A 26160-nucleotide genomic window follows, 5' to 3' on the forward strand; every position below is an offset into this window, starting at 1 on the left:
TTTCCGCTATGGTAGGGAGTGGCGGCATGCACCCCTTTGTCGCACCGCTTATTCAGGCGGCGTCGCTCTGGATAGCGCGAAGAATACAAAATAAAGACGAACGGAACTCGCACGATAAGGCCGAAGGTAGGCAGGGCTTCATGGCACTAATGTAAAGGGATGGATGACAGCTTGGACAGCAGCAGACATCACGATCACGTCCTGATCATAGAGGACGACGAGCGGCTGGCGCATCTGACGCGGGAGTACCTCGAGGCGAATGAGTTCCAGGTCGATCTGGAATACGACGGCGCACGTGCCGTGGAACGTATTCTCGACGAGCAGCCGGATATGGTCATTCTCGACCTCATGTTGCCTGGCGAGGATGGTCTTTCCATTTGTCGCCGCGTACGTTCCCACTATGCCGGCCCCATTCTCATGCTGACCGCGCGTACCGACGATATGGATCAGGTGCTGGGGCTCGAAATGGGCGCCGACGACTATGTGCCGAAGCCGGTGCAGCCGCGCGTACTGCTTGCACGCATGCGCGCCCTGCTGCGCCGGGCCGATGCTCTGGACGCCGCCAGCGGCGCCACCCGGCTGAACTTCGGCGATCTGCTCATCGATAGCGCTACGCGCGAGGCCTGGCTCAACGATGAGCGTATCGACTTGACCAGTGCCGAGTTCGACCTGTTGTGGCTGTTGGCCGGCAATGCCGGCCGCGTACTGACCCGCGAGGAAATCTTTTCGCAGCTGCGGGGCATTAAGTATGACGGTCAGGATCGCTCGATCGATGTACGGGTCTCGCGTATTCGGCCCAAGATCGGCGACGATCCCAACCAACCGCACCGAATCAAGACCGTGCGCAGTAAAGGGTACCTGTTCGTCAAGGATAGCTAACGTTGATGCGGCGAACCCTGTCGGACAGCACTTTCCTGCGCGTTTACGCCTTGTTGTTGCTGGCGTTGGTGCTGACATTCGGACTCGCATTGCTGGGGTATCTGGTGGTCGACCAGGTTCGTCAGGAGAATTACCGCGAGCGTTTGGCCAGCGGCCCGATGCAGGTGCTCGCGCATCTGGCCGCCGAGCAGCCGGTCGACGAGCGTGACGAATGGCTGGCGTCGATGTCGTCGACGCTGGGTGTTCCCATGACGTTGCACCCCATCGATGGCGTATCGCTAAGTTATTTCGACCGCTCGCGGCTCAATGAAGGACGGCCGCTGATCGAGCGTCATGACGCGGCATGGTCGGTGCTGCGGCGTCTGCCGGATGCGCCTTGGCTGCTGGAAGTGCGTGTCGGTGGGCTCAAAGAGATGCAGTTACGCGGCGCGACCGAGGCGCTTCGAACGTGGCTCAGCGGCGTCTCGGAAGATGAGCGTGCCGAGCGTCTGGCGCGCCTTCAGCGTGTCTTCAAGATCCCGCTGGAGGTCTCGCCGACGCCACCTTCGGGTGTCGATCCTATCCAGCAGTCGCGCCTCGAGGGAGGTGAAGTCGTCGTGCGCCTCGAGCCGGGGCTCGGCGTGCTTTATGTGCACGCACGGCTGGGAGCGGATCGCTGGCTCAGTATCGGCCCCATACCGTCTTTCGAACCGATGCCCATTTCGTTGGCGCTGGTCTTGCTGGGCATCATGTTGCTGGTGTTGGCCGGCACCATCTACTTCGTGGTGCGCGGTGTGGAAGGGCGCGTGGAGCGCTTGGAGCGTGCCGCCACTCGCATCGCCGGGGGCCATCTGGATACCCGCGTCAAGGTCGAGAGCAATGACTTTCTCGGGCGGTTGGGGATGGCCTTTAATGGCATGGCGGCCCAGGTGCAATCGTTGTTGCGTACACAGCAGGAAATGATCCGCGCCGTCTCCCATGAATTGCGTACGCCAGTGGCACGCATTCGTTTCGCGGTGCAGATGGTCGAAGACATGACCGAAGAACCCGTGGTGCGGCGTCAGTTGCAGGACATCGACGGGGATATCGAGGAACTCGATCAACTCGTCGATGAGATCCTGACCTATGCCCGCCTGGGGAGCGACAGCGCCCAGGGCATCCAGCTCGCCACCGAGACCACCGATTGTCGCGCCATGGCTCATCGCGTGGTCGATACCCTGGCGCCGCTGCACGCGCATTTGCGCTTGGAAGTCTTGGAAGGCGAGGACGTCGATGTCGAGGCTGATCCGCGCTATCTGCAGCGCGCGCTTTCCAATCTCGTGGCCAATGCCTGCCGCCATGCGGAAGGGCATATCCATGTGAGCGTGACGCGGGAAGCCCGGGCCGTGCGGTTGGATGTCGAAGACGACGGCGCGGGGGTGCCCGAAGCCGACCGCCTGTTGATCTTCAAGCCCTTCGCGCGTCTCGATGATAGCCGTACGCGGCGCTCCGGCGGCTATGGCCTGGGGCTTTCCATCGTACAGAAAATCATGGCCTGGCATGGCGGCAGCGTCGTGGTCGAACGCAGCCAACGCCTCGGCGGGGCGCGCTTCAGCCTGTTGTTGCCGACGTCGGATATGCTCCAGGGTGAGCCGCGCCACCTGTGGGGGCGCCGCCTAGGCGATGTTTGACCTCGGCAGGCTTGCATATGCCGCAAGCGCTGGCGTGAAAGCGTGGCGACGAGACGCGGCTACGCCGGCTTGATCCCCTCGAGTACCGAGAAGGAGGTCTCGCGCGCGGTGCGCAGGAAGTCCTCCATCCATGGCTCGTCACGGCTCTCCTCGCGAATCGCTGCGAATAGCGTGCTCCATACCCCCTGCTCGCCGAGATGCAGGGCGCGCACATAACCGCGCTCCAGATACTCCGTGAGCGCCCAATTGGGCAGCGCGCAGACCCCCCGACCGCTGGCGACCAACTGCATCATCATGATCGTCAGCTCAGCGGTACGCACCTCGGCCGGTGTGAAGCCCGCGGGTGTCAGGAACTGGGTGAAGACGTCGAGGCGCGTGTGCTCCACCGGGTAGGTGATCAGTGTCTCGTCGGCCAGTTGTTCCGGCGTGACCCAGTCGCGGCGTGCCAGGGCATGCTGCTTGCCCACCGCGAGGAGTCCTTCGTAACGAAATAACGGCTCGTAGTGAATCCCGGCCAGCGGCTGGGGGTCGGCAGTGATCACCAAATCCAGAGACTCCCGCGCCAGTGACGGCAAGGCATCGAAACTGTAGCCGCTGGGGATGTCGACCTCGACCTCCGGCCAGTGATCGCGGAAATGATCGATGGTCGGCATCAACCATTGAAAGCAGCTATGGCACTCGATGGCCATGTGCAAACGCCCTTGTTCATGGCCCGCCAGGCGTGCCAGGTCGCGTTCTGCCATGCGGATCTGCGGCAGGATCTGTTCGGCCAGCGCGAGCAGACGCTCGCCCGCCCGCGTGAAGGTGACCGGACGTGTCTTGCGCTGGAACAGGGGCGTTTCCAGGCGCTCTTCGAGATCTTTGATCTGATGCGAGAGCGCCGATTGGGTGAGATGCACGCGTTCGGCGGCCTCGACGAGCGAGCCGGCGTCACGTAATGCGATCAAGGTGCGGAGATGGCGAAGCTCGAGCATGGTGTATGAGAGCCGTTCATTTTGATGATTAATTAATTTAGTTTGATTCACGCACTGCCGCCAGCGAGACTGCCCGCCAGCACATCACGGCGCTGCCGTGACCACGAAGTCACTTATTACTGAAAGTCACTCATTCTAGCCGCATACCGCAAGGGGAAACACGATGGCGCTGGCACACGTTCTGGGTTATCCACGCATAGGCGCGAACCGTGAGTTGAAAAAGGCCGTCGAGGCCTACTGGAAAGGCGACATCGACCAGGCCACGCTAGAGCAACGCGGCAAGGCGCTGCGTGCCGCGCACTGGCAAGCCAGTCGCGATGCGGGGCTCGATCTCGTCACCGTGGGCGATTTCGCTTTCTACGACCAGGTGCTCAATGTCAGCGCGTTGCTGGGAGCGGTGCCGCCGCGTTTCGGTACCGTCGAGGGCGAGGTCGATCTGGATACGACGTTCCGCATGGCGCGTGGCCGAGCGCCCACCGGCGAGACAGCGGCGGCTTGTGAGATGACCAAGTATTTCGACACCAACTACCATTACCTGGTCCCCGAGCTGCATACCGATCAACGCTTCCGGGTGGCCTCCACGCGCTTGTTCGACGAAGTTGCCGAAGCCCAGGCCGAGGGGCACCCAGTCAAGGTAGCGTTGCTGGGCCCCATCAGTTGGTTGTGGCTGGCCAAGGAAAAAAGCGAAGGGCTCGACCGTCTGACGCTACTCGATGCGCTGTTGCCGGTGTATGGCGAGATACTCGAGCGTTTGGCGGCGCAGGGCGTCGAATGGGTGCAGCTCGACGAGCCGGCGTTGGTGCAGGACTTGCCCCGCGATTGGCGCCAGGCCTTTGAGGCCGCCTACAACAAGTTGCAATCCGTACGGGTCAAGCTGCTGGTGGCGACCTATTTCGGCGCTCTGGGTGACAACCTGGGCCTGGCCGCCGGCTTGCCGGTCGCCGGCCTGCATATCGATACGGTACGCGGGCCCGAACAGCTCGACGCCGTACTCGACCGTCTGCCTACCTATAAGGTGCTGTCCATCGGCGCCATCGATGGACGTAACATCTGGCGCACCGACTTGGCGGCACTGCGTGAGCGCTTGCAAGTCGCTCGTGCGCGTCTCGGTGAGCGCCTTTGGATCTCGGCCTCCTGCTCGCTGCTGCACGTACCGGTGGATCTCGAGGCGGAAACCGACCTCGACGCCGAACTCAAAAGTTGGTTGGCCTTCGCCCGTCAAAAGCTCGACGAAATCGTCACCCTGGCGCACCTGCTCGATGGCCGTGCGACCCCGGACGATACTGCTCGTCTAGAGGCCGCTACACAGGCGCTGGAAGCACGCCGCAACTCCCCGCGCATTCACAAGCCCGCCGTGGGCGAGCGTCTGGCGGGCACCACCGCCGCCGATGCCGAGCGCGCGAGCCCCTATGAGGGACGCGCCAAGGCACAGCACCGTCACCTGGAACTGCCGCTGTTTCCGACCACCACCATCGGTTCGTTCCCGCAGACGCAGGCTATCCGGGGCGCACGCCGCGCCTTCAAGAACGGCGAGCTGAGCCGTGAGGCCTACGAGGCCCGCATGCGCGAGGAGATCGTTCACGCCGTCGAGCGCCAGGACGCCCTGGATATCGACGTGCCGGTCCACGGCGAGCCCGAGCGTAACGACATGGTCGAATACTTCGGCGAACTGCTGGATGGCTTTGCCTTCACGCGTTTTGGCTGGGTGCAAAGTTACGGCTCGCGCTGCGTGAAACCGCCGGTGATCTTCGGTGATGTGAGTCGCCCTGGCCCGATGACGGTGCGCTGGAGCGAGTACGCGCAATCGCTCACCGACAAGCCCATGAAGGGCATGCTCACCGGGCCAGTGACGATTCTGCAGTGGTCCTTCGTGCGCGATGACCAGCCGCGCGAGGCCACGTGCCGTCAGATTGCCTTGTCCTTGCGTGACGAAGTCGCCGATCTCGAAGCGGCGGGTATCAAGATCATCCAGATCGACGAGCCGGCACTGCGCGAAGGTTTGCCGCTGCGGCAGGGCGAATGGCAGCGTTACCTCGATTGGGCGGTGGAGAGCTTCAAGTTGAGCGCGGCCGTCGCCCGTGACGAGACGCAGATCCACACGCATATGTGCTATTCGGAATTCAACGACATCATCGCCGCTATCGCCGCACTGGATGCCGACGTGATCACCATCGAGACGTCGCGTTCGGACATGGAGCTGCTCGACGCCTTCCAGGACTTCGCCTACCCCAACGAGATCGGCCCGGGCGTGTACGACATCCACTCGCCCAACATTCCCGAGGTGGAGTGGATGGTGCAGTTGATGGAAAAAGCCGCCGAGAAGATTCCCGCCGAACGGCTTTGGGTCAACCCGGACTGTGGCCTGAAAACGCGTGGTTGGGCGGAAGTCGAACCGGCATTGGCCAATATGGTCGATGCGGCCAAGGCGTTGCGTCGCCGCCACGCTTAAGCTTGCTGTGTTGATGCCATGAACGCGCCGTCGAGCCACCGCTCGGCGGCGCGTTTCTCATGGCATCAGGACTGGTATGCTATCGGCCTTCTTTGATTGATCGATATCGCATGCAACATGCCCCGCTGATGTGGGGCGGGTCCTGACCAGCAAGGAGAAGCTGAATGTTCCCCAGAATGTCTCGGCGTGCGAAGCACGTCTTGTCGGGTGTGGTGTGCGTTGCCGTGTTGAGCGGTTGCGCGAGTGCCGAGAAGCCGCCACAGGTAAGCGACGCCTCGGGAGACGATTTCACCCCGCCGCCGCGTCTCGATAAGCCGGACGAGAGCGACGACACCCCCAAGTCGCCGCTGTTGCCGAGCGCCTTCTTTGCCGATGGTGCGGAAGCATTCGTGTCCTGGCGTTGCACACCGGCACAGGATCTCATCTCGGCCTCGCCCGGGGATAATCTGCGGTTATGGTCGGCTCAGGGGTACTACGCGCTCGAGCGAAGCGTGGTTACAGAGGGCAAACGCTACCGGAAAGGCACGCTGACGTTCGCTCAGCAGGGCGACGAGGCGCACGTCGAAAGCGATAACGGCCAGCTCGCCTGTCAGCAAGATGCTCGACGCGATGCGATCACGCGCGCCGACGCTCCGGATGCGATCTTCAAGGGGCAGGGCAATGAGCCCGGATGGACGCTCGAACTCGATCGCGAAACGCCGCAACTCACGCTGGTCACGCAATACGGTGAGCAAAAGCGTACGCTGAATTATCGGGTCACGCGGCTCGACAATGGCCACCAGGCTGCCATGACGCTCGAGGCTAGCGGCGCCGACGCACCGGTGACCGTCGAGCTCAAAGCGCGGGCTTGCTTCGACAGCATGAGCGGCAAGCCGTATCCCGTGCGAGTACGTGTCGAGGAGGCCGGTCGCACCTGGGTTGGCTGCGGGCAGGGCATCGAGCGAACGCGTTGAGTGGTGCGCCATCGCGTGAGCCATGGGCGACGAATTACGTCGCTAGACAGTCGGCATCAGGTGAATTTGCGAAAGAAATGGGTCTTGTCGAACAACTCGTCCAACCGCTCATAGCGGTCTCTGGCGTCGGGCCAGCGTTGCTCCTGGACGGCGGCGATCAGGGTCTCCAGCAGCATCATGGTCGCCACGTTGGAATCCCATCCCGAGGGAATCTCCACCCAACAGTGAAAGGTCAAATCGGCGAGTGACGCGATGGGGGAGCCCCACTGATCGGTGAATAGCACGATTCGCGCATCGCGCTTTTGCACTATCTCTGCCAAGCGCAGCAGGTTGGTCTCATAGCGCCGGATGTCGAAGATCAGCAGGGTGTCCCCTGGTGCCATGTCGAGCACGTAATGCGGCCAGGTGCCCGATGACGACGTCATATGGGTTACGCCGGGGCGCACCGCCTGGAAATGCGTGAAGGCATAGTCAGCCAGGGCCTGGGTGATGCGCCCACCGACAATGTAAAGGCGCTTCTCGGCATCGGCTAGTTGGTGGGTCGCTTCATCGAAGCGTTCGGTGTCGATATGGGCGAAGGTCTGTTGCAGGTTATTCGTGACCGCCTGAGAGAACCGGTTGAGAAGGTGCTTCTTGGGGGCCTCGGATGACCAGTTGTCGCGCCTCTTGGTGGGCCCGATCCCCTTTGCTTCCAGCTCGTGCAACAGCGCCTTGTGGAATTCCGGATAGCCCTTGAATCCTAGTTTCTTGACCGTCCGCGCCACGGTGGGAGACGACACGCCCACGTTGCTCGCCACGATAGTGATCGAGGCGAGGCCCGCCGCGGGGTAGTTATCGAGCAGTGCATTGGCAAACTTGCGTTCCGCTTGCGTCAATGCCGAGTAGTGCTCTCGGATCAGCTCACGCACGGTCGAGGCGGCATTGGTGGTCGCCATCACACTGTCCTCCTGAGTAGGCTTCGCGCGGATGTTGATCGTGATATTTCAGTGTTTTCACGGTCTTTGAAAAAATATTGACACGTGGTCTTGGCGACGTCTATATCTTTACAGAGTCGCGGAGAAATCATGATGTCCAGCGAATTAGAACAATTATCCCCGAACGTCGAGATTCTCTATCGGTACGCCAAGGGCCCGGTTCTCCTGCTGTGCGAGCACGCGTCGTACCATATCCCCGAGCACTACCATGGGCTGGGGGTGGACCCCTCCCATCGGCGCAGTCACGCGGCATGGGATCCTGGCGCACGCGATGTGGCCGTTGCGCTGTCGGAATTGCTCGATGCCCCACTGGTCGCGAGCCGTGTCTCGCGACTGGTCTATGACTGCAACCGTTCCCCCGAAGCGGCAAGCGCGATGCCGGAGCGTTCAGAGGTCGTCGAGGTGCCGGGTAATCGTGAGCTGACGTCAGCGCAGCGAGCCGCTCGAGTCGAGGCCGTCTACGATCCGTTTTGCAAGGCGGTAACACAGGTACTGGCACAGCGTACGGCGCACGATATTCCCACCGTATTGATCACGGTTCATAGCTTCACGCCGACCTTTCATGGTCGGGTGCGCGCGGTCGAGATCGGCATTCTGCATGATGCCGACCGCCGTCTGGCCGATGCGATGCTGGCGCACGCCCATCGCCTGCCTCATCGATGCATCCAGCGCAACGCGCCTTATGGACCGCAGGATGGCGTCACCCATTCGCTGGTGCGCCACGGTATCGACAATGGCCTGGCGAACGTGATGATCGAGATTCGTAACGATTTGCTGGCCACTCTGGAAGACGCCCACGCCATGGCGCGGGAGTTGATGCAGCTTATCCAGCCGGCGCTGGCAGCTCTGGGGGTCGAGCTTACTCACAGGGAGGGTAAGCACGGTGCCTAGCGCTATTCTCGGCTACATCAGCGTGATCGATGCGATGAACCGGTTCATTGGGCGGATCGCGATGTATCTGATCTTCGTGCTGATCGCGGTGCTGCTATGGTCCTCGTTCTCCAAAGTGTTTTTGACACCCACGATGTGGACGCTGGAGACCGCACAATTCGTCATGGTGGCGTATTTCGTGTTGGGTGGGCCCTACTCGATCCAAATGGGCTCGAACGTACGCATGGATCTCTTCTACGGCGACTGGAGCCCGAAGACGAAGGCGTGGGTCGACGCCTTCACGGTCTTTTTCCTGATCTTTTACCTCGGTGTCCTGCTTTATGGTGGGCTGGTATCGACGGCCTATTCTCTCGGCTACTTCGGCGATGAGCCCTTCCACTTCTTCCTCAACCTCGTCGTCACCTTCTTCACGGAAGGGCCCGAAGCGGCCGCTGACACGTTCGGTTTCCTGGAGCGTAGCCCGACGGCCTGGCGGCCCTGGCTGTGGCCCATCAAGGTCGTGCTTTGCCTCGGTGTGTTGCTGATGATCCTTCAATCTCTTGCCGAATTTTTCCGGGATATCGGCCGTCTGCGCGGGGTGCTCGACTGATGTCGTACGAGATGATCGCCATCGTGATGTTCAGCTCGATGATGCTGATGCTGCTCACTGGGCAGCGTGTTTTCGGCGCCATCGGCTTCGTCGGCGCCCTGGCAGGCGTCATGCTGTGGGGCACCGGTGGGGTGGACATCCCGTTCTCATCGGCGATGAAACTGATGAAATGGTATCCGTTGCTGACCCTGCCGATGTTCATCTTCATGGGGTACGTGCTGTCGGAAAGCCGTATCGCCGATGACCTCTACCGGATGTTTCATGTCTGGATGGGGCCGGTCAAAGGTGGCCTGGCCATTGGCACGATCGGCCTGATGGTGTTGATCTCGGCCATGAACGGGCTGTCGGTGGCCGGGATGGCGATCGGCGCCACCATCGCCTTGCCCGAACTGCTCCGGCGCGGGTACGACAAGATCATGGTCACCGGCGTCATCCAAGCGGGATCCAGCCTCGGTATTCTGGTGCCGCCTTCGGTGGTGCTAGTGCTGTACGCCATGATTGCGCGCCAGCCGGTGGGACAATTGTGGCTAGCCGGCGTGCTGCCGGGGCTGATGATGGCGTTGCTGTTCGTCATCTATATCTATGTTCGCTGCCGCCTTCAGCCCAGCTTGGGGCCCGTTCTTCCCGCCGAAGAGCGGAACGTGTCGCTGGCCGAGAAGCTGCGTCTGCTAAGGGCGGGGCTGCTGCCCCTGGTGATCTTTGCGGTGATGATGGTGCCTTTCGTCAAGGGTTGGACATCTTTGGTTGAAAGCTCCGCGGTCGGCGCGATGGCTGCGCTGCTGGCGGCTATCCTCAAGGGACGAATGACGCGCCAAGTCTTCGAGGTATCGGTGCGAAAGACACTGGCCATCTCCTGCATGTTCATGTGGATCATCCTGGCAGCGCTGGCCTTCGGGGCCATATTCGACGGGCTCGGCGCGGTGAAGGCCATCGAGGGGCTGTTTACCGAGCGCCTGGGGCTCTCGCCCTGGACGATTCTGATCCTCATGCAGCTCAGCTTCATCGTCATGGGCACCTTCCTCGACGATACCGCCATGCTGGTGATCGTGGCGCCGCTTTACGTGCCGTTGGTCGATGCGCTGGGGTTCGACCTGATCTGGTATGGCGTGCTCTACACGATCACCACGCAGATCGCCTACATGACGCCACCGTTCGGGTACAACCTGTTCCTGATGCGTGCCATGGCGCCTCCGGAGATCGGGCTGCGTGACATTTATTTATCCATTCTCCCCTTCGTGGTGGTGATGATGGCAGCCCTGAGCCTGGTGATGGTCTTTCCACAGATCGCCCTCTGGCTTCCAGGCTACATTTATGGAAGTTGACAAAAGCGTATAGGGAAATTGACAGCAGTGTGAACGAGCAACAATAGCCCTACTCAGGGCCATGTCCATTCGATAGTGACACCAGGAGAGCTAGAACAATGACAACAAGACGCAAATTTCTGATCAATGCCGCCGCCGGCGCTGCCATCATGCCGCTGGCCTCGAGGGTCATGGCCCAGTCATCCTCCGAGCCGACCATCAAGTGGCGCATGCAGACCTATGCCGGGGCCGCCTTGGCCGAGCATGTGGCCAAGCCCGCCATCGACCTGTTTAACCGAATCGCCGGGGAGCGCATGCAGATCGAGCTGTACAGTGCCGATCAGTTGGTGCCGACCGGGGAACTGTTCCGGGCGATGCAGCGCGGCACCATCGACGCCGTGCAGTCGGATGACGATTCGATGGCGTCCCCCACCGAGGTGACCGTCTTTGGGGGGTACTTCCCCTTCGGGTGCCGATATAGCCTCGATGTGCCGGTACTGTTCAATCAGTACGGACTCAAGGAAATCTGGGAAGAGGAGTACGCCAAGGTCGGCGTCAAGCATGTGAGCGCCGGCGCCTGGGATCCGTGCCATTTCGCCACCAAGGAGCCGATTCGCAGCCTCAAGGACCTGGAAGGCAAGCGTGTCTTTACCTTCCCCACCGCAGGACGTTTTCTGTCCCGGTTCGGTGTCGTGCCGGTCACGCTCCCCTGGGAAGACATCGAAGTGGCCTTGCAGACCGGTGAGCTGGACGGGATCGCCTGGTCCGGCATCACCGAGGACTACACGGTCGGTTGGGCCAACGTTACCAACTACTTTCTGACCAATAACATCTCGGGTGCCTGGATCGGCCATTTCTTCGTCAATATGGAGCGCTGGGAGGAACTGCCAGAGGATCTCAGGGTGCTGTTCGAGGTGTGCTGTGAACAGTCCCACTACCATCGCCAGTACTGGTACTGGGGCGGTGAGGCCAGGCTGCGCGTCCACGGCGACAAGCTGGAGCTGACGTCCATTCCCGACGCCGAGTGGGATCAGGTAGAAACGGCGGCCCAGGAGTTCTGGGATGAAATCGCGGCGCAATCCGAGACCAAGGCCAAGGTGGTCGATATCTTCAAGCAGTACAACGCCGATATGCGCAAGGCCGGTAGGCCCTATCGTTACGTCGATGCATGAGTCGGCTCCGTGCCCTGGCGCCTGCCGGGGCACGTCGCTTGAAAAGGGGGCGACCGAGCGTCGGACCTCGTCATGGTGATGGCTATTGGGAACCTCGGAAATGACCAACACGCTGGCTTTGGATGACCTGAAGACTAGGGTCGAGAGCGGTGAGATCGACACGGTGCTCGTGTGCATCGTCGACATGCAGGGTCGCCTGATGGGCAAGCGACTGCATGCGCGCCACTTCGTGGATGATGGCTGGGACGAGACTCACTGCTGTAACTATCTATTGGCCACGGATCTCGAGATGGCAACGCCCGGTGGCTATGCCAGCACCTCCTGGCAGGCGGGCTACGGCGACTACATCATGAAACCGGACCTGGCCACGCTGCGATCCGTGCCGTGGTTGGAGGGCACGGCCATGGTGCTGTGCGATCTGCTGGATCATCGCACGCACGCGGCGGTCCCTCATGCGCCGCGGGCCATCCTCAAGCGTCAGCTGGCGCGGCTGGAGGAGATGGGGCTGGAGGCGATCATGGCCACCGAACTGGAGTTTTTCCTGTTCGAGAAAAGCCTCGACGACATTCGCAAGAGCGGGTTTCGCGACCTGCAGCCGATTAGCGGATACAACGAGGACTACCACATCTTCCAGACTACCAAGGAAGAGCATGTGTTGCGTCCGCTGCGTAACTACCTCCAGGCGGCGGGCATCCCCGTGGAAGGCACCAAGGGCGAGGCCGGGGCGGGGCAGGAAGAACTCAACATCCGTTATGCGAAAGCACTCGATACGGCGGATTACCACACCATCGCCAAGCATGCGACCAAGGAGGTCGCCTGGCAGCAAGGCCGGGCGGTGACGTTCCTGTCGAAATGGCACCACGCGCATGCGGGCAGCTCCAGTCACATCCACCAGTCGCTGTGGAAGCAGGGGCAGTCAGTCTTCCATGATGAGCGCGATGCGCTGGGCATGTCGGCCTTGATGAAGCATTACCTGGCGGGATTGCTGAAATATGCGCCTGACTATACCTACTTCCTGGCTCCCTACCTCAATAGCTACAAGCGCTTCCAGAAGGGCACCTTCGCACCTACGCGCATGGTCTGGTCGGTGGATAATCGTACCGCAGGGTTTCGCCTCTGCGCCGAAGGCACACGGGCGGTGCGCATCGAGTGTCGCATCGGCGGCTCGGACCTGAACCCCTATCTGGCCATGGCCGGCCAGTTGGCTGCCGGCATCAAGGGGATCGAGGAGTGCCTGGAATTGCCTGCTCCCGACGAGGGCGATACCTACGAAGGGGAAAGCGGCCTGATACCACAGAATCTGCGCGATGCCATGGAGGCCCTGAAGGATTCCACCATGCTGCGCGAGGCCATGGGGGATGAGGTGGTCGACCATTATGTGCGTGCCGCCGAAGTGGAGCTCGAGGACTTCCAGCGGGTGGTGACCGACTATGAGGTGGCACGAGGTTTCGAGCGGTGTTGAGGTCAGGTCCGCAAAACGGTAAATGGCAAACGGGAGGGGATGATGGGGCATATTCTGAGATGTATCTCGCCGATCGACGGGGCGGTCTTCGCCGAGCGTGAGGCGCTGTCGCCCGAGGCCGCGCGGCAGGCAGCGGATCGGGCGCGTGCGGCCCAGGCCGACTGGGCCGCACGTCCTCTCCGGGAGCGTATCGATCTGGTGCGGGCCGGCATCGCCGCCGTGGGAGCGATGAATGACGAACTGGTGCCGGAGCTCGCGCGGATGATGGGGCGCCCGGTTCGTTACGGTGGCGAGTTCGGTGGCTTCGAAGAACGGGGAAGCCATATGGCGTCCATCGCCGAAGAGGCGCTGGCCGATATTGCGGTGGGCGAGGACGCCACCGTCAAACGCTACATCAAGCGCATTCCGCACGGGGTGGTGCTGGTGGTGGCCCCCTGGAACTACCCCTACATGACGGCCATCAACACGGTGGCGCCGGCGCTGATCGCAGGCAACAGCGTACTGTTGAAGCATGCCACCCAGACCCTGCTGGCAGGCGAGCGGATGGCGCGTGCCTTCCATTCGGTCGGCGTGCCCGAGGCGGTGTTCCAGAACGTCTTTCTGGATCACGCCACCACCTCGACGCTGCTTGCCGATAGCGCGTTCGATTTCGTCAATTTCACCGGCTCCGTGGGCGGCGGGCGTGCCATGGAACAGGCGGCGGCCGGTACTTTTACCGGGCTAGGGCTCGAGCTGGGCGGCAAGGATCCGGGCTATGTCATGGAGGATGCCGACCTCGATGCGGCGGTGGCGTCCCTGATCGACGGGGCGATGTTCAACTCGGGTCAATGCTGCTGCGGGATCGAACGCATCTATGTGCACGAGCGTCTCTATGAGGCCTTTGTCGACAAGGCGGTCGCGATCGTCGAGGGCTACAAGCTGGGCAATCCACTTGATGCCGAGACGGATATCGGCCCGATGGCGAATATCCGCTTCGCCAGGGAGGTCCGTGACCAGATCGAAGAGGCCTTGGCCGCCGGTGCGAGGGCTCATGTCATGCACAAGTCCGAAGATGACGGCGGTGCCTATCTGAGTCCGCAGATTCTTACCGAAGTGACGCATGACATGCGCGTGATGCGCGATGAAAGCTTCGGCCCGGTGGTCGGCATCATGAAGGTGAGTGGCGATGAAGAAGCCATCCGTCTGATGAATGACAGCCGGTTCGGACTGACCGCGAGCCTGTGGACGGCCGATATCGCACGCGCCCAGCGCGTGGGAGACCGAATCGAGACCGGTACCGTCTTCATGAACCGCGCGGATTATCTGGATCCTGGCCTGTGCTGGACGGGCTGCAAGGAGTCCGGACGCGGTGGTGGCTTGTCGGTGATTGGCTATCACAACCTGACACGCCCCAAGTCCTACTATCTAAAAAAAACGACATAACGAAAACGACATAAAGAAAACAATGACAGGCTAAAGAAGGTGACGACATGACATTGATCGGAAACTGGACATATCCCACCGCTATCCGCTTCGGGGCCGGGCGAGTCAAGGAATTGCCCGAGGCCTGTGCCGAGGCGGGCATCACCCGGCCGCTTCTGGTGACGGATCGCGGTCTGGCCGATCTGCCGATCACCGCTGCCGCGCTGGATATCCTGGAGGCTTCGGGACTGGGACGGGGGCTCTTCGCCGACGTCGATCCCAACCCCAACGAGCGCAACCTGTCGGCAGGCGTCGAGGCCTTTCGGACGGGGGGGCATGACGGAGTGATCGCGTTCGGCGGTGGCTCGGGGCTGGATCTCGGCAAGATGGTGGCTTTCATGTCCGGCCAGACGCGTCCGGTATGGGACTTCGAGGATATCGACGACTGGTGGACGCGAGCCGATGCCGAGGCGATTGTCCCCATCGTGGCGGTGCCTACCACGGCCGGGACCGGCTCGGAGGTGGGGCGGGCTAGCGTCATTACCAACGCCAAGACCCACGAAAAGAAAATCATCTTCCACCCCAGAGTTTTGCCCCGGGTGGTGATCTGTGATCCCGAGTTGACGGTGGGCATGCCCAAGGCGATTACTGCCGGTACCGGGCTCGACGCCTTCGCCCACTGCGTGGAGGCCTTCTCGAGCCCACACTATCATCCGATGAGCCAAGGCATCGCGTTGGAAGGCATGCGACTGGTCAAGGAATATCTGCCGCGCGCCTATGCCGATGGCACCGATCTCGAGGCGCGTGCACACATGATGAGCGCCGCGATGATGGGATCCACTGCCTTTCAGAAGGGGTTGGGGGCCATCCATGCGATGAGCCATCCCATTGGCGCGGTGTTCAATTCCCACCATGGCACCACCAATGCGATCTGCATGCCGGCGGTACTGGCGTTCAACGCCGATAGCATCCGCGAACGCTTCGACATGGCGGCCGCCTATTTGGGGATCGCCGGCGGCTTCGACGGTTTCAGGGCTTTCGTGCAGGTGCTCAACGACCAGATGGGTATCCCGCGCACGCTCACCGAGATCGGCGCCGACCCGGAGCGCATCGACGACTTGGCCGCAATGGCCATTGCGGATCCTAGCTGTGGAGGCAATCCAGTGACCTTGACTGTCGAGGATCTCAAGGGGCTTTTCCGTCAGTGCATGTGAGCATCGCGTGACAACCCCGTACGCGGCTTTCATCCCTTGTGACTGGGCGCTATGACGATCATGCCAAGAGTGCCTAGAGCAGCTGCTGAGCCGCATGTGGGGAATGTTTTATTATATCGAATGGTTTGTGGGCTTTTTTGCGTTTTTCTTTTCAAAAAGGGCAACGAATAATAGCGCTATTCGCATTATTTGCTCTAAAACCAATGAAAGGACTTTCGCATGGCCGTTCGCAATATCTTGTTGGTGACCGCTTCCATCCTTGGTGAACATGGTCAGTCACGCGCGCTGGCGACGCATTTCAAAGCGCAGCTCGGCACGCGTGACGATGTCCAACTCACCGAGCGTGATGTCGTGGCCCTCGACCTTCCGCATCTCGATGGCGAGGAGATGCGCAGTTGGATGACCGCTCCCGACGAGCGTGATGCGGCCCAGCATGAGCTGGCGGAGCGTTCCGAGACGTTGATCGAGGAAGTGCTGGCGCATGATCTGATCGTGTTGGCGGTACCGCTTTACAACCTCGGCATTCCGAGCCAGCTCAAGGCCTGGTTCGATCGTATCCTGCGGGCTGGCAGAACGTTCAAGTATACCGAAAGCGGCCCGGTGGGCCTTATCGAGGGGAAACGCGCACTGGTGCTCGCGGCACGCGGTGGTCAGTACGTCGGGACCGAGATAGATACTCAGACCGGCCACGTCAGCAGCCTGCTGGGATTGATCGGCATTCGCGACATCGACTGGATCTACGCGGAAGGTCTCAACATGGGCGAGGCGGTACGTGACCAGGCCATGGGTGAAGCGCGTCAAGCGGTGGCGAATTACACGGTGGAACGTCTCTGATCCCGATGCATGATAGTAGTGAAACAGCGAAGAAGGCGGCTCACGATGAGCCGCCTTCTTCGTGTCAGAGCGAGACGTCTGGCATGAGGCACTGCGTCTGACGCTCGTCCAGTGACAAGCAGGTATCGGCCTGCGGCACGAACACACGGCTAAATAGCGAGGCGAAAGCTTTCCTATTGGGGCGCGTGCCGTCGACACGTTCGCTGTCGATGGCGTGCCAACCATCGTTGCGGCGCTCGGCAAGGGTAAAGTTGAACATGTGATAACCGGGCGTGCCCAGACGCAGATCGGTTGCAATCAACTGGGTGGTGCCTTGGCGTTCCTCAGTGCGATAGCGCAGGAAGGGACCGGCGAACCATTGCAGGCGTTGCCCGGCCGCCGTGGCGAGTGCCGCGTCCTGCCATTCGCCACCTCGCGGCAGTTGGGTCAGTGCCAGCGGTGTCTGGCCGTCGAAGAGGCTCACGACGCCTTCGTAGTAGGCGTCGTCCTGGACCACCGTGACGCGCCACAGCAGGGTGTTGAACGGTGTCGGCTGAATCAGGCGCGGAGCCTCGTCGAGCCCTAGGCTGGCGAGACTCGCGGCGATGCGCGCGTTCACTGTGTTCTGCGCGGCGACGGCGAACGTCAGATAAAAACACGCGAGCGTCAGTCCCCAGCCCAGTAGGCGTGGCGAATAGCCCTTGATCAAGGCGGCGACCACGCCCACCAGCAACGGCAGCGTAAAAAGCGGGTCGATGATGAAAATGCTGTGCCAACTCACTGGCGGTGTCGTCAGCGGCCACCAGAGTTGAGTGCCATAGGTGGTAAAGGCGTCCAACAGAGGGTGCGTCAGCAGGCAGCCGCCGAATAGTAGCCCCCAACGCAGCGTGCCGATGGGCGGCGTGACGCGTCGCCAACGTTCGCCTGCTCGAGCCAGCCCGGTCAGTAGGACGGCGAGGGCGCCGAGTACCCACAGGGAATGGCTGAACCCCCGATGATAGGTGTAATCGGCCACGGCATCGCCATAGTCGATAATCACATCGAGATCGGGCAACGTGCCGAGCACGGCGCCGGCGATGACGGCCTTGCGACCTAGACGGCGACCCAGCACGGTGCCGCCGATGGCGGCACCGAGGCAGGCCTGCGTCAGTGAGTCCATGCGCTGTGATCTCCCTTTGCGGCGGCGTGTTTCCGGTGGTTACTCATTCTGTGTCCAGCCACGGTGGTCGTTGTGCGCGCACCTGGTGCTGGATCGGGCAGTCTTCGCGATGGGCGCCCGGCAGATAGCCGGTGCTCATCAAAAATTCGTTGACGATCTCCGGGCCGGTAAAGCGGAAGGTGCGTTTGAATAGCGTCACCCATTCCGACAACGCAAGCGGATGATGCGCGTCGAGCCAGTCGGCGAAACTGCCGTGAGACGCCTGCAAGGCGAGCACGACGTTGGCATTGTGAATCGCGGCATCGACCTTGCGCCGATTGCGGATGATACCTGCATCCGCGAGCAGACGCGCCCTTTGCGTATCGTCGTAGGCGGCGACGCGTGCCACGGCAAAGTCATCGAAGGCCGCCGAAAACGCTTCACGTTTCTTGAGCACCGTCAGCCATGAAAGGCCGGCTTGATTGATTTCCAGAATCAGACGCTCGAAGAGTTGATCGTCGTCGCGCACGGGAAATCCGTATTCGTGGTCGTGATAGGGGCCATGAAAGGGATGGCCAGGGGCATGGTCGCAATACGTACTCATGGGGAGTGTGCCTCGCGGAGTGTTGACGAATCGCCCTGCCGGTGATGAATTCGCCGTGACCGGCGGGCTGGTTTACCATAGACGTTTAGCCTGCATAACATCATGAGGAGCTTACCATGCAGTACCTGCACACGATGGTCCGTGTCGCCGATCTCGACGCCTCGCTGCGTTTCTACTGTGACCTGCTGGGCCTCAAGGAAGTGCGGCGCAAGGAGAACGAAAAGGGCCGCTTCACACTGGTATTCCTCGCCGCGCCGGATGACGAGGAACGTTCGCGCGAGCAAAAGGCGCCAGAAGTCGAACTCACCTACAACTGGGACCCGGAGACTTATACCGGCGGCCGCAACTTTGGCCACCTGGCGTATCGTGTCGACGATCTCTACGCCTTGTGCCAGCACCTGATGGACAACGGCGTGACCATCAATCGCCCGCCGCGCGACGGCCACATGGCGTTCGTCCGTTCGCCGGACGGCATTTCCGTGGAGTTGTTGCAAAAGGGCGATGCGTTGCCTGCTCAGGAGCCGTGGGCGTCGATGGAAAATACCGGCAGCTGGTAAGTCACCCAATGTCGCGTCCCTTTCTGCGATGAACGGGGCGCGACAATCGTTGAAGGCTGAACGACCTCTTGAGCTGGAAAGGATGCCAAGCATGTCACAAGACGTGACCCTCCCCTCGGCGTTACGCGATGCATTTCGCCGTGAAGCCGAGACGCTCGACGGCATCGACCGCGATGTCTATCTCGCCAATCGACGTGATCCGCTGGAGCCGATCATCGGCTTGGGCCCACGCAACGCGCCGGTGGGCTTTTTCGGACGCGATCCCGGCCGTCAGGAGGTCGTGCATGGCGCGCCCTTCGTGGGCAGCGGCGGTCAGAAGGTGCGTGCCGGGCTATATGAGCATCTGCACGGGAAGACGTTGCCCGATTTCGAAGCCTCACTCGCCGTGGGGCAGCGTTATTTTTGGGCCAATACCGTGCCCTACAAGCCGGTCGGCAACAAGGCATGGTCGATGGCGGTCAAGAAGCGCTTTCAGCCCTTGATGGCGGAGCTTTTGATCGATCACTGGCAGGGCCGGACGTTGATCACGCTGGGGCGTGAGGCCTTCCTGTGGTTTGCCATCGGGCAACCACGCGAGATCAAGCGTGAACTGGAGGCGTTCTGGGCTCGCGAGGATCGCTTCGAGGCGCTGCATACCACTATATTGTCGCTCCCCGACGGACGTAGTGCCGAGTTCCAACTGGCGCCGCTGCCGCACCCTTCCCCCCTCAACCAAACGTGGTACAAGCGCTTTCCGGCCTTGCTGGATGTGCGCCTCGCGGCCTTGGGACGCGCCCACTGAGTGTGTGAGGCGTGTTATAAGGCGCTGAATTAGTCGGGGTGCATTGCCAAGCGCCCGCTGCCCATGAGCATGATGGCCAAGGCACCGCACAGGAACATGCCCTGCAATTCTAGCGTCCAGCCGCCTTGCGCATTGAGCGTCAGCAGCTCGTCGTGGTGGACGAGGATAAACGCTACCAACATGTTGCCCGCCATCAACAAGCCGCCGATACGCGCTTGCCAGCCCACGATGGCCATCAACGGCGCGACGATCTCGCCGATCAGCACGCCATACGCCAAAAAGACCGGCAGCCCCATGGCGTCGAGCATGTTGCCGATGCGGGTGATACTGGCAGGCGACAAGAGCTTGTCGACGCCGTGCAACAGAATAAGTCCGCCCACGGCCAGGCGCAGAATCAGTTTTCCCAGGTCGTCATGATGCAGCAGTCGTTGCATAGGCTCGGCATCCTTCAATCGTGTGAACCCGGCCTCTAGCCGGACAAGGCGTGTGAACTTTCGCATGTTCGCGCGTCGCTCACTAGTCACGGCGCTTACTAACATTTCTTTACGTTTTACTAGCACTTTGGTGCGCATTAACTAAGCTTTCTTAGAAAATGCCGCTGGAAGCGGGCCCGAGTGAAAAGGTATCCGACTGGCGGGATGCCGTTACCTGGTGGCTTACATAACGATCCTTGCCCTGACATGCCCGCAAAGGGTCGGCGGAGGCGAGGACGCTACGTTGCTAATCATGCAACGGTACGCGGGTAGAAAGGGATATCCAACATGTTTTCAAGGGCCTTGCAGCGGCTCTGGGGATGGTCGTGCAGTGCGCCGGGGGCGCTACCGCTGGAGCACCGACGTAGCTATGAGGTGGTGGCGCAGACTTTCGTGCTTGCAAGTCTGGGGCACTTACTGTTTGCGTGCGTGTTGATCGGTCTTCAGATCCCATTGCTGATTGTCTTGAATCTCGCCTGCGTGGCGACCAATACCGCAGCGTTGATGCTGCACCGACGCTTGCAACTGACCTGGGCGATGACCGTCAAGTTAACCGCTACTCTGGTATTGATCACGCTGAGTGTGTGGCTGATCGGCCCCGATGCCGGCTTCGAGTATTACTTTTTCTTGCTGCTTTGCGAGATGTTGATCAGCGACATGGCGGCGCGTTACAAGATCGTGATGAGTACCACGATCGGCAGCGTGGCGCTGGCTACCTTGCTGATGGCCCCGCATTTCACCCCTTGGATGCTGGAAGCCGAGGCGTTTCGCGAGGACATTCGCCTGACCAATCTGGTCATGGTTTTTTTGATCCTGGGGCTGATCCTGTGTCGGCTGCACGCCATTACCGAGCGCTGCGAGCACCATTTCCGGCGCGACGCCACCCACGATTATCTCACCACGGTGCTCAATCGGCGCGCCATCTTTCACGAAGCGGACATGCTGTGGCAACAGGAACGAGATTTCACGCTATTGCTGCTCGATGCCGATCACTTCAAGCAGATCAACGATACTCACGGCCACACCGCAGGCGATGAAGTCTTGCGTCACCTGGCGTATATAGTGCGTGGCGCCTTGCGCGAAGACGACCGGCTCGGACGCGTAGGCGGTGAGGAGTTCCTGATCGTATTCCCCGACAGCACGCGAGACGAGGTACTCACGGTCGCATCACGCATTCGTCGATGCCTGGCAGACCAGCCGTGTCGGATGGAAGCGTTGACCCTTCCGGTGACGTTCTCCATGGGCATGGCCGCGGCCCAGGAAGTCACGTCATTGCAAGCGCTCATCGACATGGCTGATCGCCGCTTGTATCGCGCCAAGTCTTCCGGGCGCGATCAGCTGGTCATGTGTGACCTGGAAATCATCGGGCCGGCGGCGTTGTGACATGTCCGGACATACCATGTAGACATCGTTTCATCTAATACGGATACCCTAGCGCAACGAAGCGACAACATGGCATTTTGCTTATTTGGCGTTTGACGAATTTCATGCTGCAAAGCGGCTAAATTCACACACGAACCGTCCTTTTGATGCGCTGAATATGGCTAACCTTGCTAGGGAATCGATGCAGGGGAAGGCCCGTCGCATGACGTGGCCTAACGCAATGAAAAGGGATTCGCTCATCATGCCGCTACGTACCTATCGCCTCTGGGGTGGCCGAGGCGCATCGTTGCCTCCGTATTGCCCCCTGCCGCCGGAATACCGTCGCTATTTCGATACCTTCGCCCACTTGTACGCCATGGCGTTGGTGGCCTATGCCGGCTTGATGCTACCGCTGTTCGTCTGGTTAGGAAGTCCCGGCCCGATATTAATCGTTATATTCAGTGTCTTGATGACGCTCGGTGCCCGAGGGCTGCATCATCGGGGCTACATGGCCTGGGGCGCGACCTTACTGTGGGGCATGATGTTGCTGCTGATTGGCGAGTCGCTTCGCCTCTACGGCGCTGGCGTCGGCTTTGAGTTCTATGTGGGCCTGGCATTGCTGGTGCTGCACATCAGTGCTATCCCGCGCAGCTACAAGATCGTGTTGTCGCTGTTGCTGCTGGGCGTGATCGGCGTGTTGTTGATGAACATGCGCCAGGGGGCGCCCTCGGTTGAGCTATCACCGACGGTGGCGGCGTGGCTGTTGTGGGTCAATCTAGTGTTGACGGGGGCGCTGTTCGCCGGCGTGCTGATGGGGCTGGAAGGCGTCACCGAGCGGCTCGAGCGTGCGTATCGCCGTGAAGCGTTGCACGACATGCTGACCGGCGCTCTCAACCGTCGCGCGATCGTCGCCATTGCCGAGCGCTGGCAGCGCGCCCAGCGTCCTTTCGCCGTGGTGCTGCTGGATGTCGATCATTTCAAGCGGTTCAACGACTTGCATGGGCATGCCACGGGCGATGCGGCGCTCTGCCACCTCGTGAATTGCCTGCGCCAAGGTTTGCGCGACGGTGACATGTTGGGGCGTTACGGCGGTGAGGAATTCATGCTACTGCTGCCGGGAACGTCGCGTGTCGCCGCCACGGCGGTCGCCGAGCGCGTCGCGACCTTCGTGCGCGACCAGCCATTGGTGTTACCCGACAAGTCGCTCGGAATGACCGTCAGTCAAGGCCTCGCTACTCAGGACGAGGCGGCGACGCTAAGCGCCATGATCGCCTTGGCCGATCGGCGGTTATATGCTGCTAAAGGCGCAGGGCGCGACTGTGTCATGTCCTGGGAGTCATTCGGCACGTTGTCTCCCATACCGACCCGGTGTGTCATCGAAGGCGCCGAGGCGTGCCCGTTCGAACCGCCTCGCCGCCATGACGATTCAGTGATCAAGGCGTGAAGCGAAGCGCTCGAGAACGCGTTGAAGCCAGGCGGCCATGCGGTTGGCTAGCGAGGTACACAATACCCAGGGCAGCAACAGCAGGGCGATGGCGAGTGCCCCCATGTAGACGTCGCTGAACCAATGGCCTCCACCGATGATGCGTGGCGCACTCAAGGCGACGGCCAATACGGCACTGACGAGACCGACACGACGTCCCGCGAAATGCCACATGAACGCAGTAAAGGTCATCAGCATCAGGCCGTGATCGCCGGGGAAGCTATTGCCCGAGCGATCCTTAGTGGCGAAGCTCACTTCCTGTGACAACAGATGAACCCCGTTGTGCGTTAGGGTCGGGCTGGGGTGGCCGTAGGTCACCAGTTTATTGACCAGTAAGCTCACTAGTCCTGCAGTGACTAGCATACTCACGCCGATGGCGCCCCAGCGTTTCAGACGTTCGGGACGTGTGTCCAGGCGCATGGCCCATGCGAAAACAGTGGCCAGGGCCAGGAAGCTGACAATATCGAAATCACGATTGTTGAGCACGGCGACCAGTGTCGTCCACAGCGGATGATCGGTGATCGACAGCGTTTGATTGAAGAACCAGAAGATGTCGTCGTCGAGGGTCGACCAGAGGGGGAAATGAGGCAGCCACCAACTGAGGAGCAAGGCCAACCCCAGCATGTTGTAGCAAGCGATTCGAGTGATTTTCATGAGCGTGATAACGAAGTGGATGAACCTCGGATTCTAACGCCTCATCACCATTGTGAACAGCGTTTGATAACTCGAGGTTCAGCCGTTCATCCCGAAAGCGATCCCTTGGCGAGAAGAGATGTCGTCCTGCATGACGGGTGTCAGACCGTCAAGAAACGCCTGCAACTCGGTACGGCGTCGCAGGGCGGTGAAGCGCCTGGCGGCTTCGTCGTCACGCCCACGCATCTGATTGAGCCACTGCTTGAGCAGCGAGACCACGATCTTTTCCGGCAGGTGCATGCGCATACGCTGGGCATAAGCCGTCAGCACCTCGGCCCGCGCCGCCCAGGGCGTCTCCGGCAAATGCTCGCCAGTACGCTGCCAATGCTTGATGCGTCGCGCCAGCCGGGGGTCTGCCAGCATGCCGCGTCCCAGCATCACATCCGTGCAGCCCGATAGCGTACGGGCCTTCCAATAGTCCTCCAGCGTCCAGATGTCGCCGTTGGCGATCACCGGTATCGTCAGCCGGGCGCGAATCCGTCCGATCCACTCCCAATGCGCGGGTGGTCGATATCCTTCGCGACGGGTGCGGGCGTGTACCACCAGGGATGCCGCGCCACCGGCTTCGGCAGCCTCGGCGCAGGCGAGTGCCAGTTGTTTGTCGTCGAAGCCCAAGCGCACCTTAGCGGTGACATCGATCCCCAGGGGGGTCAGCGCCTCATGTACGGCACGCACGACGCGGTAGACGCGCTCGGGGTCGCGCAGCAGCGAGGCGCCGCCGTCATGGCGATTGACGGTCTTGGCCGGGCAGCCGAAATTGAGGTCGACTTGGCGAGCGCCGAGTGCCTCGGCGTGCACCGCGTTTGCGGCCAGGGCCTCGGGGTCGGAACCGAGTAGCTGCAGGTGAACCGGCGTACCGTTCGAGGTCGCGCAAGTGGCGTGTTTGAGCTCGGGGCAGTGACGCAGGAACACACGCGCCGGCAGACGTGCGTCGACCACGCGCACGAATTCGGTCACCGTCCAGTCGAGTGCGCCGTCGGCGCTCAACAAGTCCCGCGTGACCACGTCGATCACACCTTCCATCGGGGCTAAGCCGATGCGCCCATTAGCCACTTGCGTCATGTCTGCGCCATCACCCTTGATGTCATTGCAAAATCCCCGGAACCGGGCAGGTCATTATGTCATTACCCCCGGACGATAAGGAAAACGCCAGTTGCTATGGGAGCGGTGAGGGTGAGATTTCGCTGCCTACAATGAAACGTCGAGTGGAGTAAGACGCCCCTTGAGGCGCGAGGTCAGCTCGCTCAGGTCGCTTGCGCGTTCGCGGGGCCAGGCGATGTCGAGCGTCACGCCGTCGGCTTCGTAAGCGGCATTTTCGATGATCGCATCCTGTGTGGCGAGCCACTCGCGGGCAATGGCCTCGCCGGCGAAATCGATGCGTATCCGCAGCGTTCGGCGCTCAATGAAGGGGCGTCGTGGCAGGTCCTCGAGTGCCTGGATGACCGCCTGTGTATAGGCGCGGACCAGGCCGCCGGTGCCCAGCTTGGTGCCACCGAAGTAACGAATCACCACGCAGCCGACCTGCCCCAGTCCCGAGCCTTCCAGCGCCTGATACATGGGCCGCCCCGCGGTGCCGCCGGGCTCGCCATCGTCGGAAAAGCCGATGGCATTCTGCTCACCGGGAGCACCGGCAATATAGGCCGTGCAGTGATGGCTAGCGTTGGGATGAGCTGCCCGTGCTTGCGCCAGCAACAAGTCGAAACTGGCGATATCGGGGATGAAGGCCGTCCAGGTAATGAAGCGGCTCTTCTCGATTTCGATCTCATGGTAGCGATGCTCACCGGAGGCGAGGTCGGGAATCGCGTAGCGCATCAGTGGCTCGTGGGCGCATGACGCATCACGCCCATCACCAGACCCAGTACTTGTACATCGTCGTTCTTGAGATAGATGGGCGGCATGTCATCGTTGGCGGGTTGTAGGCGCACACCGGATTTCTCGATGTATAGCCGCTTGAGCGTGACTTCCTGATTGTTGATTTGTACCACGGCGGTTTCGCCGTTTTCGGCGGACTCGAAGCGCTCGATGATAATGATGTCGCCATCGAAAATGTGGCTGTCGATCATCGAGTCGCCGCGCACGCGCAAAGCGTAGGTATTGCGTCGCACCATGCGCGATGGCACGTGAATAGCCTCGTCGTCGAGGCAGGCCTCCATGGGCAGACCGGCGGCGACCACGCCCAACAGGGGAATCTCGACGAAATCGGTCGGGTCGATCTCTTCCCAGGCGGCGTCCGATAGTGGCAGGTTCGGCAGGCGCTGCAGGTAGTGCGGCGTAACGTGCGACATGACCCTCTCCCTCGGATGATCCTGCGGCATCATAGCAAGGCGGGGCGAAGCGGCAAATCCCGC

25 protein-coding genes are annotated in these 26160 nt (G+C 61.2%); 16 read left to right on the forward strand and 9 right to left on the reverse strand.

The genetic code is table 11. The annotated features are described in order from the left end of the window. Positions 1–159 precede the first annotated feature (159 nt). Both KZO83_RS00850 and KZO83_RS00855 read left to right on the forward strand, forming a co-directional pair. Positions 160–879 (forward strand): response regulator, encoded by a 720-nt coding sequence (locus tag KZO83_RS00850; RefSeq protein ID WP_247619412.1) that lies wholly within the window; start codon positions 160–162, stop codon positions 877–879. A 5-nt stretch (positions 880–884) separates the two neighbouring features. Then, a complete protein-coding gene (locus KZO83_RS00855) occupies positions 885–2528 on the forward strand; it encodes an ATP-binding protein (protein ID WP_247619413.1) in 1644 nt (547 codons plus the stop codon). A gap of 59 nt (positions 2529–2587) precedes the next feature. On the opposite strand, the gene KZO83_RS00860 is transcribed toward KZO83_RS00855, so the two are convergent. Next, positions 2588–3502 (reverse strand): LysR family transcriptional regulator, encoded by a 915-nt coding sequence (locus KZO83_RS00860; RefSeq protein WP_178998564.1) that lies wholly within the window; start codon positions 3500–3502, stop codon positions 2588–2590. A gap of 163 nt (positions 3503–3665) precedes the next feature. Between KZO83_RS00860 and metE the strand changes: the two genes are divergently transcribed. Further along, positions 3666–5951 (forward strand): 5-methyltetrahydropteroyltriglutamate--homocysteine S-methyltransferase, encoded by a 2286-nt coding sequence (gene metE / locus KZO83_RS00865; RefSeq protein WP_247619414.1) that lies wholly within the window; start codon positions 3666–3668, stop codon positions 5949–5951. A gap of 164 nt (positions 5952–6115) precedes the next feature. Further along, positions 6116–6904 carry a COG3650 family protein gene (locus KZO83_RS00870; RefSeq protein WP_247619415.1) on the forward strand — a complete coding sequence of 263 codons (789 nt, stop codon included), beginning with the start codon at positions 6116–6118 and terminating at the stop codon, positions 6902–6904. 56 nt (positions 6905–6960) lie between these two features. Here KZO83_RS00870 and KZO83_RS00875 read toward each other — a convergent pair whose 3' ends face one another. Next, positions 6961–7839 (reverse strand): MurR/RpiR family transcriptional regulator, encoded by an 879-nt coding sequence (locus KZO83_RS00875; protein ID WP_040239691.1) that lies wholly within the window; start codon positions 7837–7839, stop codon positions 6961–6963. Positions 7840–7971: 132 nt separating this feature from the next. Between KZO83_RS00875 and KZO83_RS00880 the strand changes: the two genes are divergently transcribed. The 8 genes from KZO83_RS00880 to KZO83_RS00915 all read left to right on the forward strand — a co-directional run bounded on the left by KZO83_RS00880 (position 7972) and on the right by KZO83_RS00915 (position 16742). Then, positions 7972–8769 (forward strand): N-formylglutamate amidohydrolase, encoded by a 798-nt coding sequence (locus KZO83_RS00880; RefSeq protein ID WP_247619416.1) that lies wholly within the window; start codon positions 7972–7974, stop codon positions 8767–8769. Between the two features lie 22 nt (positions 8770–8791). Further along, positions 8792–9358: a TRAP transporter small permease subunit gene (locus KZO83_RS00885; protein WP_247619417.1), complete on the forward strand. Its 567-nt coding sequence runs from the start codon at positions 8792–8794 to the stop codon at positions 9356–9358. After that, positions 9358–10680: a TRAP transporter large permease gene (locus KZO83_RS00890; protein ID WP_040239694.1), complete on the forward strand. Its 1323-nt coding sequence runs from the start codon at positions 9358–9360 to the stop codon at positions 10678–10680. Before KZO83_RS00885 ends, KZO83_RS00890 begins: the two co-directional genes overlap by 1 nt. 98 nt (positions 10681–10778) lie before the next feature. Further along, positions 10779–11831 (forward strand): TRAP transporter substrate-binding protein, encoded by a 1053-nt coding sequence (locus KZO83_RS00895; protein WP_247619418.1) that lies wholly within the window; start codon positions 10779–10781, stop codon positions 11829–11831. 100 nt (positions 11832–11931) lie between these two features. Then, the gene (locus KZO83_RS00900) at positions 11932–13293 is read left to right on the forward strand and encodes a glutamine synthetase family protein (protein WP_247619419.1); all 1362 of its coding nucleotides are present in this window, start codon (positions 11932–11934) and stop codon (positions 13291–13293) included. A 42-nt stretch (positions 13294–13335) separates the two neighbouring features. Continuing rightward, the gene (locus KZO83_RS00905; RefSeq protein WP_247619420.1) at positions 13336–14715 is read left to right on the forward strand and encodes an aldehyde dehydrogenase family protein; all 1380 of its coding nucleotides are present in this window, start codon (positions 13336–13338) and stop codon (positions 14713–14715) included. 47 nt (positions 14716–14762) lie between these two features. Then, positions 14763–15908, forward strand: a complete 1146-nt coding sequence (locus KZO83_RS00910; protein WP_247619421.1) for an iron-containing alcohol dehydrogenase — start codon at positions 14763–14765, stop codon at positions 15906–15908. Positions 15909–16127: 219 nt separating this feature from the next. Then, positions 16128–16742, forward strand: a complete 615-nt coding sequence (locus KZO83_RS00915; RefSeq protein WP_247619422.1) for an FMN-dependent NADH-azoreductase — start codon at positions 16128–16130, stop codon at positions 16740–16742. Positions 16743–16806: 64 nt separating this feature from the next. Here KZO83_RS00915 and KZO83_RS00920 read toward each other — a convergent pair whose 3' ends face one another. Both KZO83_RS00920 and KZO83_RS00925 read right to left on the reverse strand, forming a co-directional pair. Further along, complete coding sequence (locus KZO83_RS00920) at positions 16807–17880, reverse strand: metal-dependent hydrolase (protein WP_247619423.1); 1074 nt, start codon at positions 17878–17880, stop codon at positions 16807–16809. A 43-nt stretch (positions 17881–17923) separates the two neighbouring features. Continuing rightward, positions 17924–18463 carry a DNA-3-methyladenine glycosylase I gene (locus KZO83_RS00925; protein WP_247619424.1) on the reverse strand — a complete coding sequence of 180 codons (540 nt, stop codon included), beginning with the start codon at positions 18461–18463 and terminating at the stop codon, positions 17924–17926. Positions 18464–18579: 116 nt separating this feature from the next. Between KZO83_RS00925 and KZO83_RS00930 the strand changes: the two genes are divergently transcribed. Both KZO83_RS00930 and KZO83_RS00935 read left to right on the forward strand, forming a co-directional pair. Continuing rightward, the gene (locus tag KZO83_RS00930) at positions 18580–19020 is read left to right on the forward strand and encodes a VOC family protein (protein ID WP_178998578.1); all 441 of its coding nucleotides are present in this window, start codon (positions 18580–18582) and stop codon (positions 19018–19020) included. A gap of 91 nt (positions 19021–19111) precedes the next feature. Beyond that, entirely contained in the window at positions 19112–19801 is a 690-nt protein-coding gene (locus KZO83_RS00935) for a uracil-DNA glycosylase family protein (RefSeq protein ID WP_247619425.1), read from the forward strand. 29 nt (positions 19802–19830) lie between these two features. On the opposite strand, the gene KZO83_RS00940 is transcribed toward KZO83_RS00935, so the two are convergent. After that, positions 19831–20235 carry a DoxX family protein gene (locus tag KZO83_RS00940; protein WP_247619426.1) on the reverse strand — a complete coding sequence of 135 codons (405 nt, stop codon included), beginning with the start codon at positions 20233–20235 and terminating at the stop codon, positions 19831–19833. Between the two features lie 327 nt (positions 20236–20562). Here KZO83_RS00940 and KZO83_RS00945 point away from each other — a divergent pair, with 327 nt between their 5' ends. Together KZO83_RS00945 and KZO83_RS00950 are read left to right on the forward strand one after the other, a co-directional pair. Continuing rightward, positions 20563–21657, forward strand: coding sequence for a GGDEF domain-containing protein (locus KZO83_RS00945; protein WP_247619427.1), 1095 nt, complete (start codon positions 20563–20565; stop codon positions 21655–21657). Between the two features lie 241 nt (positions 21658–21898). After that, entirely contained in the window at positions 21899–23080 is a 1182-nt protein-coding gene (locus KZO83_RS00950) for a GGDEF domain-containing protein (protein WP_247619428.1), read from the forward strand. Here KZO83_RS00950 and KZO83_RS00955 read toward each other — a convergent pair. From KZO83_RS00955 to KZO83_RS00970, 4 genes are all read right to left on the reverse strand, one after another. Then, positions 23063–23773 carry a phosphatase PAP2 family protein gene (locus KZO83_RS00955; RefSeq protein ID WP_247619429.1) on the reverse strand — a complete coding sequence of 237 codons (711 nt, stop codon included), beginning with the start codon at positions 23771–23773 and terminating at the stop codon, positions 23063–23065. The two genes, KZO83_RS00950 and KZO83_RS00955, sit on opposite strands and share 18 nt — an antisense overlap. A 78-nt stretch (positions 23774–23851) precedes the next feature. After that, on the reverse strand, positions 23852–24874 hold the full coding sequence (locus KZO83_RS00960; protein WP_247619430.1) for a tRNA dihydrouridine synthase: 1023 nt from the start codon (positions 24872–24874) through the stop codon (positions 23852–23854). Between the two features lie 126 nt (positions 24875–25000). Next, positions 25001–25624 carry an IMPACT family protein gene (locus tag KZO83_RS00965; RefSeq protein ID WP_247619431.1) on the reverse strand — a complete coding sequence of 208 codons (624 nt, stop codon included), beginning with the start codon at positions 25622–25624 and terminating at the stop codon, positions 25001–25003. Further along, the gene (locus KZO83_RS00970; RefSeq protein ID WP_040239712.1) at positions 25624–26097 is read right to left on the reverse strand and encodes a LexA family protein; all 474 of its coding nucleotides are present in this window, start codon (positions 26095–26097) and stop codon (positions 25624–25626) included. The genes KZO83_RS00965 and KZO83_RS00970 overlap by 1 nt, the downstream gene beginning before the upstream one ends. Between the last annotated feature and the right edge of the window lie 63 nt (positions 26098–26160).

This window comes from Chromohalobacter moromii (assembly GCF_023091865.1).
Taxonomy (GTDB): Bacteria; Pseudomonadota; Gammaproteobacteria; order Pseudomonadales; family Halomonadaceae; genus Chromohalobacter; species Chromohalobacter moromii.

Excerpts from the sequence above, each read along its gene's own strand:
- KZO83_RS00850 (WP_247619412.1), top strand. The coding sequence starts at position 160 with ATGGATGACAGCTTGGACAGCAGCAGACATCACGATCACGTCCTGATC.
- KZO83_RS00855 (WP_247619413.1), top strand. The coding sequence starts at position 885 with ATGCGGCGAACCCTGTCGGACAGCACTTTCCTGCGCGTTTACGCCTTG.
- KZO83_RS00860 (WP_178998564.1), bottom strand. The coding sequence starts at position 3,502 with ATGCTCGAGCTTCGCCATCTCCGCACCTTGATCGCATTACGTGACGCC.
- metE (WP_247619414.1), top strand. The coding sequence starts at position 3,666 with ATGGCGCTGGCACACGTTCTGGGTTATCCACGCATAGGCGCGAACCGT.
- KZO83_RS00870 (WP_247619415.1), top strand. The coding sequence starts at position 6,116 with ATGTTCCCCAGAATGTCTCGGCGTGCGAAGCACGTCTTGTCGGGTGTG.
- KZO83_RS00875 (WP_040239691.1), bottom strand. The coding sequence starts at position 7,839 with ATGGCGACCACCAATGCCGCCTCGACCGTGCGTGAGCTGATCCGAGAG.
- KZO83_RS00880 (WP_247619416.1), top strand. The coding sequence starts at position 7,972 with ATGTCCAGCGAATTAGAACAATTATCCCCGAACGTCGAGATTCTCTAT.
- KZO83_RS00890 (WP_040239694.1), top strand. The coding sequence starts at position 9,358 with ATGTCGTACGAGATGATCGCCATCGTGATGTTCAGCTCGATGATGCTG.
- KZO83_RS00895 (WP_247619418.1), top strand. The coding sequence starts at position 10,779 with ATGACAACAAGACGCAAATTTCTGATCAATGCCGCCGCCGGCGCTGCC.
- KZO83_RS00900 (WP_247619419.1), top strand. The coding sequence starts at position 11,932 with ATGACCAACACGCTGGCTTTGGATGACCTGAAGACTAGGGTCGAGAGC.
- KZO83_RS00905 (WP_247619420.1), top strand. The coding sequence starts at position 13,336 with ATGGGGCATATTCTGAGATGTATCTCGCCGATCGACGGGGCGGTCTTC.
- KZO83_RS00910 (WP_247619421.1), top strand. The coding sequence starts at position 14,763 with ATGACATTGATCGGAAACTGGACATATCCCACCGCTATCCGCTTCGGG.
- KZO83_RS00915 (WP_247619422.1), top strand. The coding sequence starts at position 16,128 with ATGGCCGTTCGCAATATCTTGTTGGTGACCGCTTCCATCCTTGGTGAA.
- KZO83_RS00920 (WP_247619423.1), bottom strand. The coding sequence starts at position 17,880 with ATGGACTCACTGACGCAGGCCTGCCTCGGTGCCGCCATCGGCGGCACC.
- KZO83_RS00925 (WP_247619424.1), bottom strand. The coding sequence starts at position 18,463 with ATGAGTACGTATTGCGACCATGCCCCTGGCCATCCCTTTCATGGCCCC.
- KZO83_RS00930 (WP_178998578.1), top strand. The coding sequence starts at position 18,580 with ATGCAGTACCTGCACACGATGGTCCGTGTCGCCGATCTCGACGCCTCG.
- KZO83_RS00935 (WP_247619425.1), top strand. The coding sequence starts at position 19,112 with ATGTCACAAGACGTGACCCTCCCCTCGGCGTTACGCGATGCATTTCGC.
- KZO83_RS00940 (WP_247619426.1), bottom strand. The coding sequence starts at position 20,235 with ATGCAACGACTGCTGCATCATGACGACCTGGGAAAACTGATTCTGCGC.
- KZO83_RS00945 (WP_247619427.1), top strand. The coding sequence starts at position 20,563 with ATGTTTTCAAGGGCCTTGCAGCGGCTCTGGGGATGGTCGTGCAGTGCG.
- KZO83_RS00950 (WP_247619428.1), top strand. The coding sequence starts at position 21,899 with ATGCCGCTACGTACCTATCGCCTCTGGGGTGGCCGAGGCGCATCGTTG.
- KZO83_RS00955 (WP_247619429.1), bottom strand. The coding sequence starts at position 23,773 with ATGAAAATCACTCGAATCGCTTGCTACAACATGCTGGGGTTGGCCTTG.
- KZO83_RS00960 (WP_247619430.1), bottom strand. The coding sequence starts at position 24,874 with ATGACGCAAGTGGCTAATGGGCGCATCGGCTTAGCCCCGATGGAAGGT.
- KZO83_RS00965 (WP_247619431.1), bottom strand. The coding sequence starts at position 25,624 with ATGCGCTACGCGATTCCCGACCTCGCCTCCGGTGAGCATCGCTACCAT.
- KZO83_RS00970 (WP_040239712.1), bottom strand. The coding sequence starts at position 26,097 with ATGTCGCACGTTACGCCGCACTACCTGCAGCGCCTGCCGAACCTGCCA.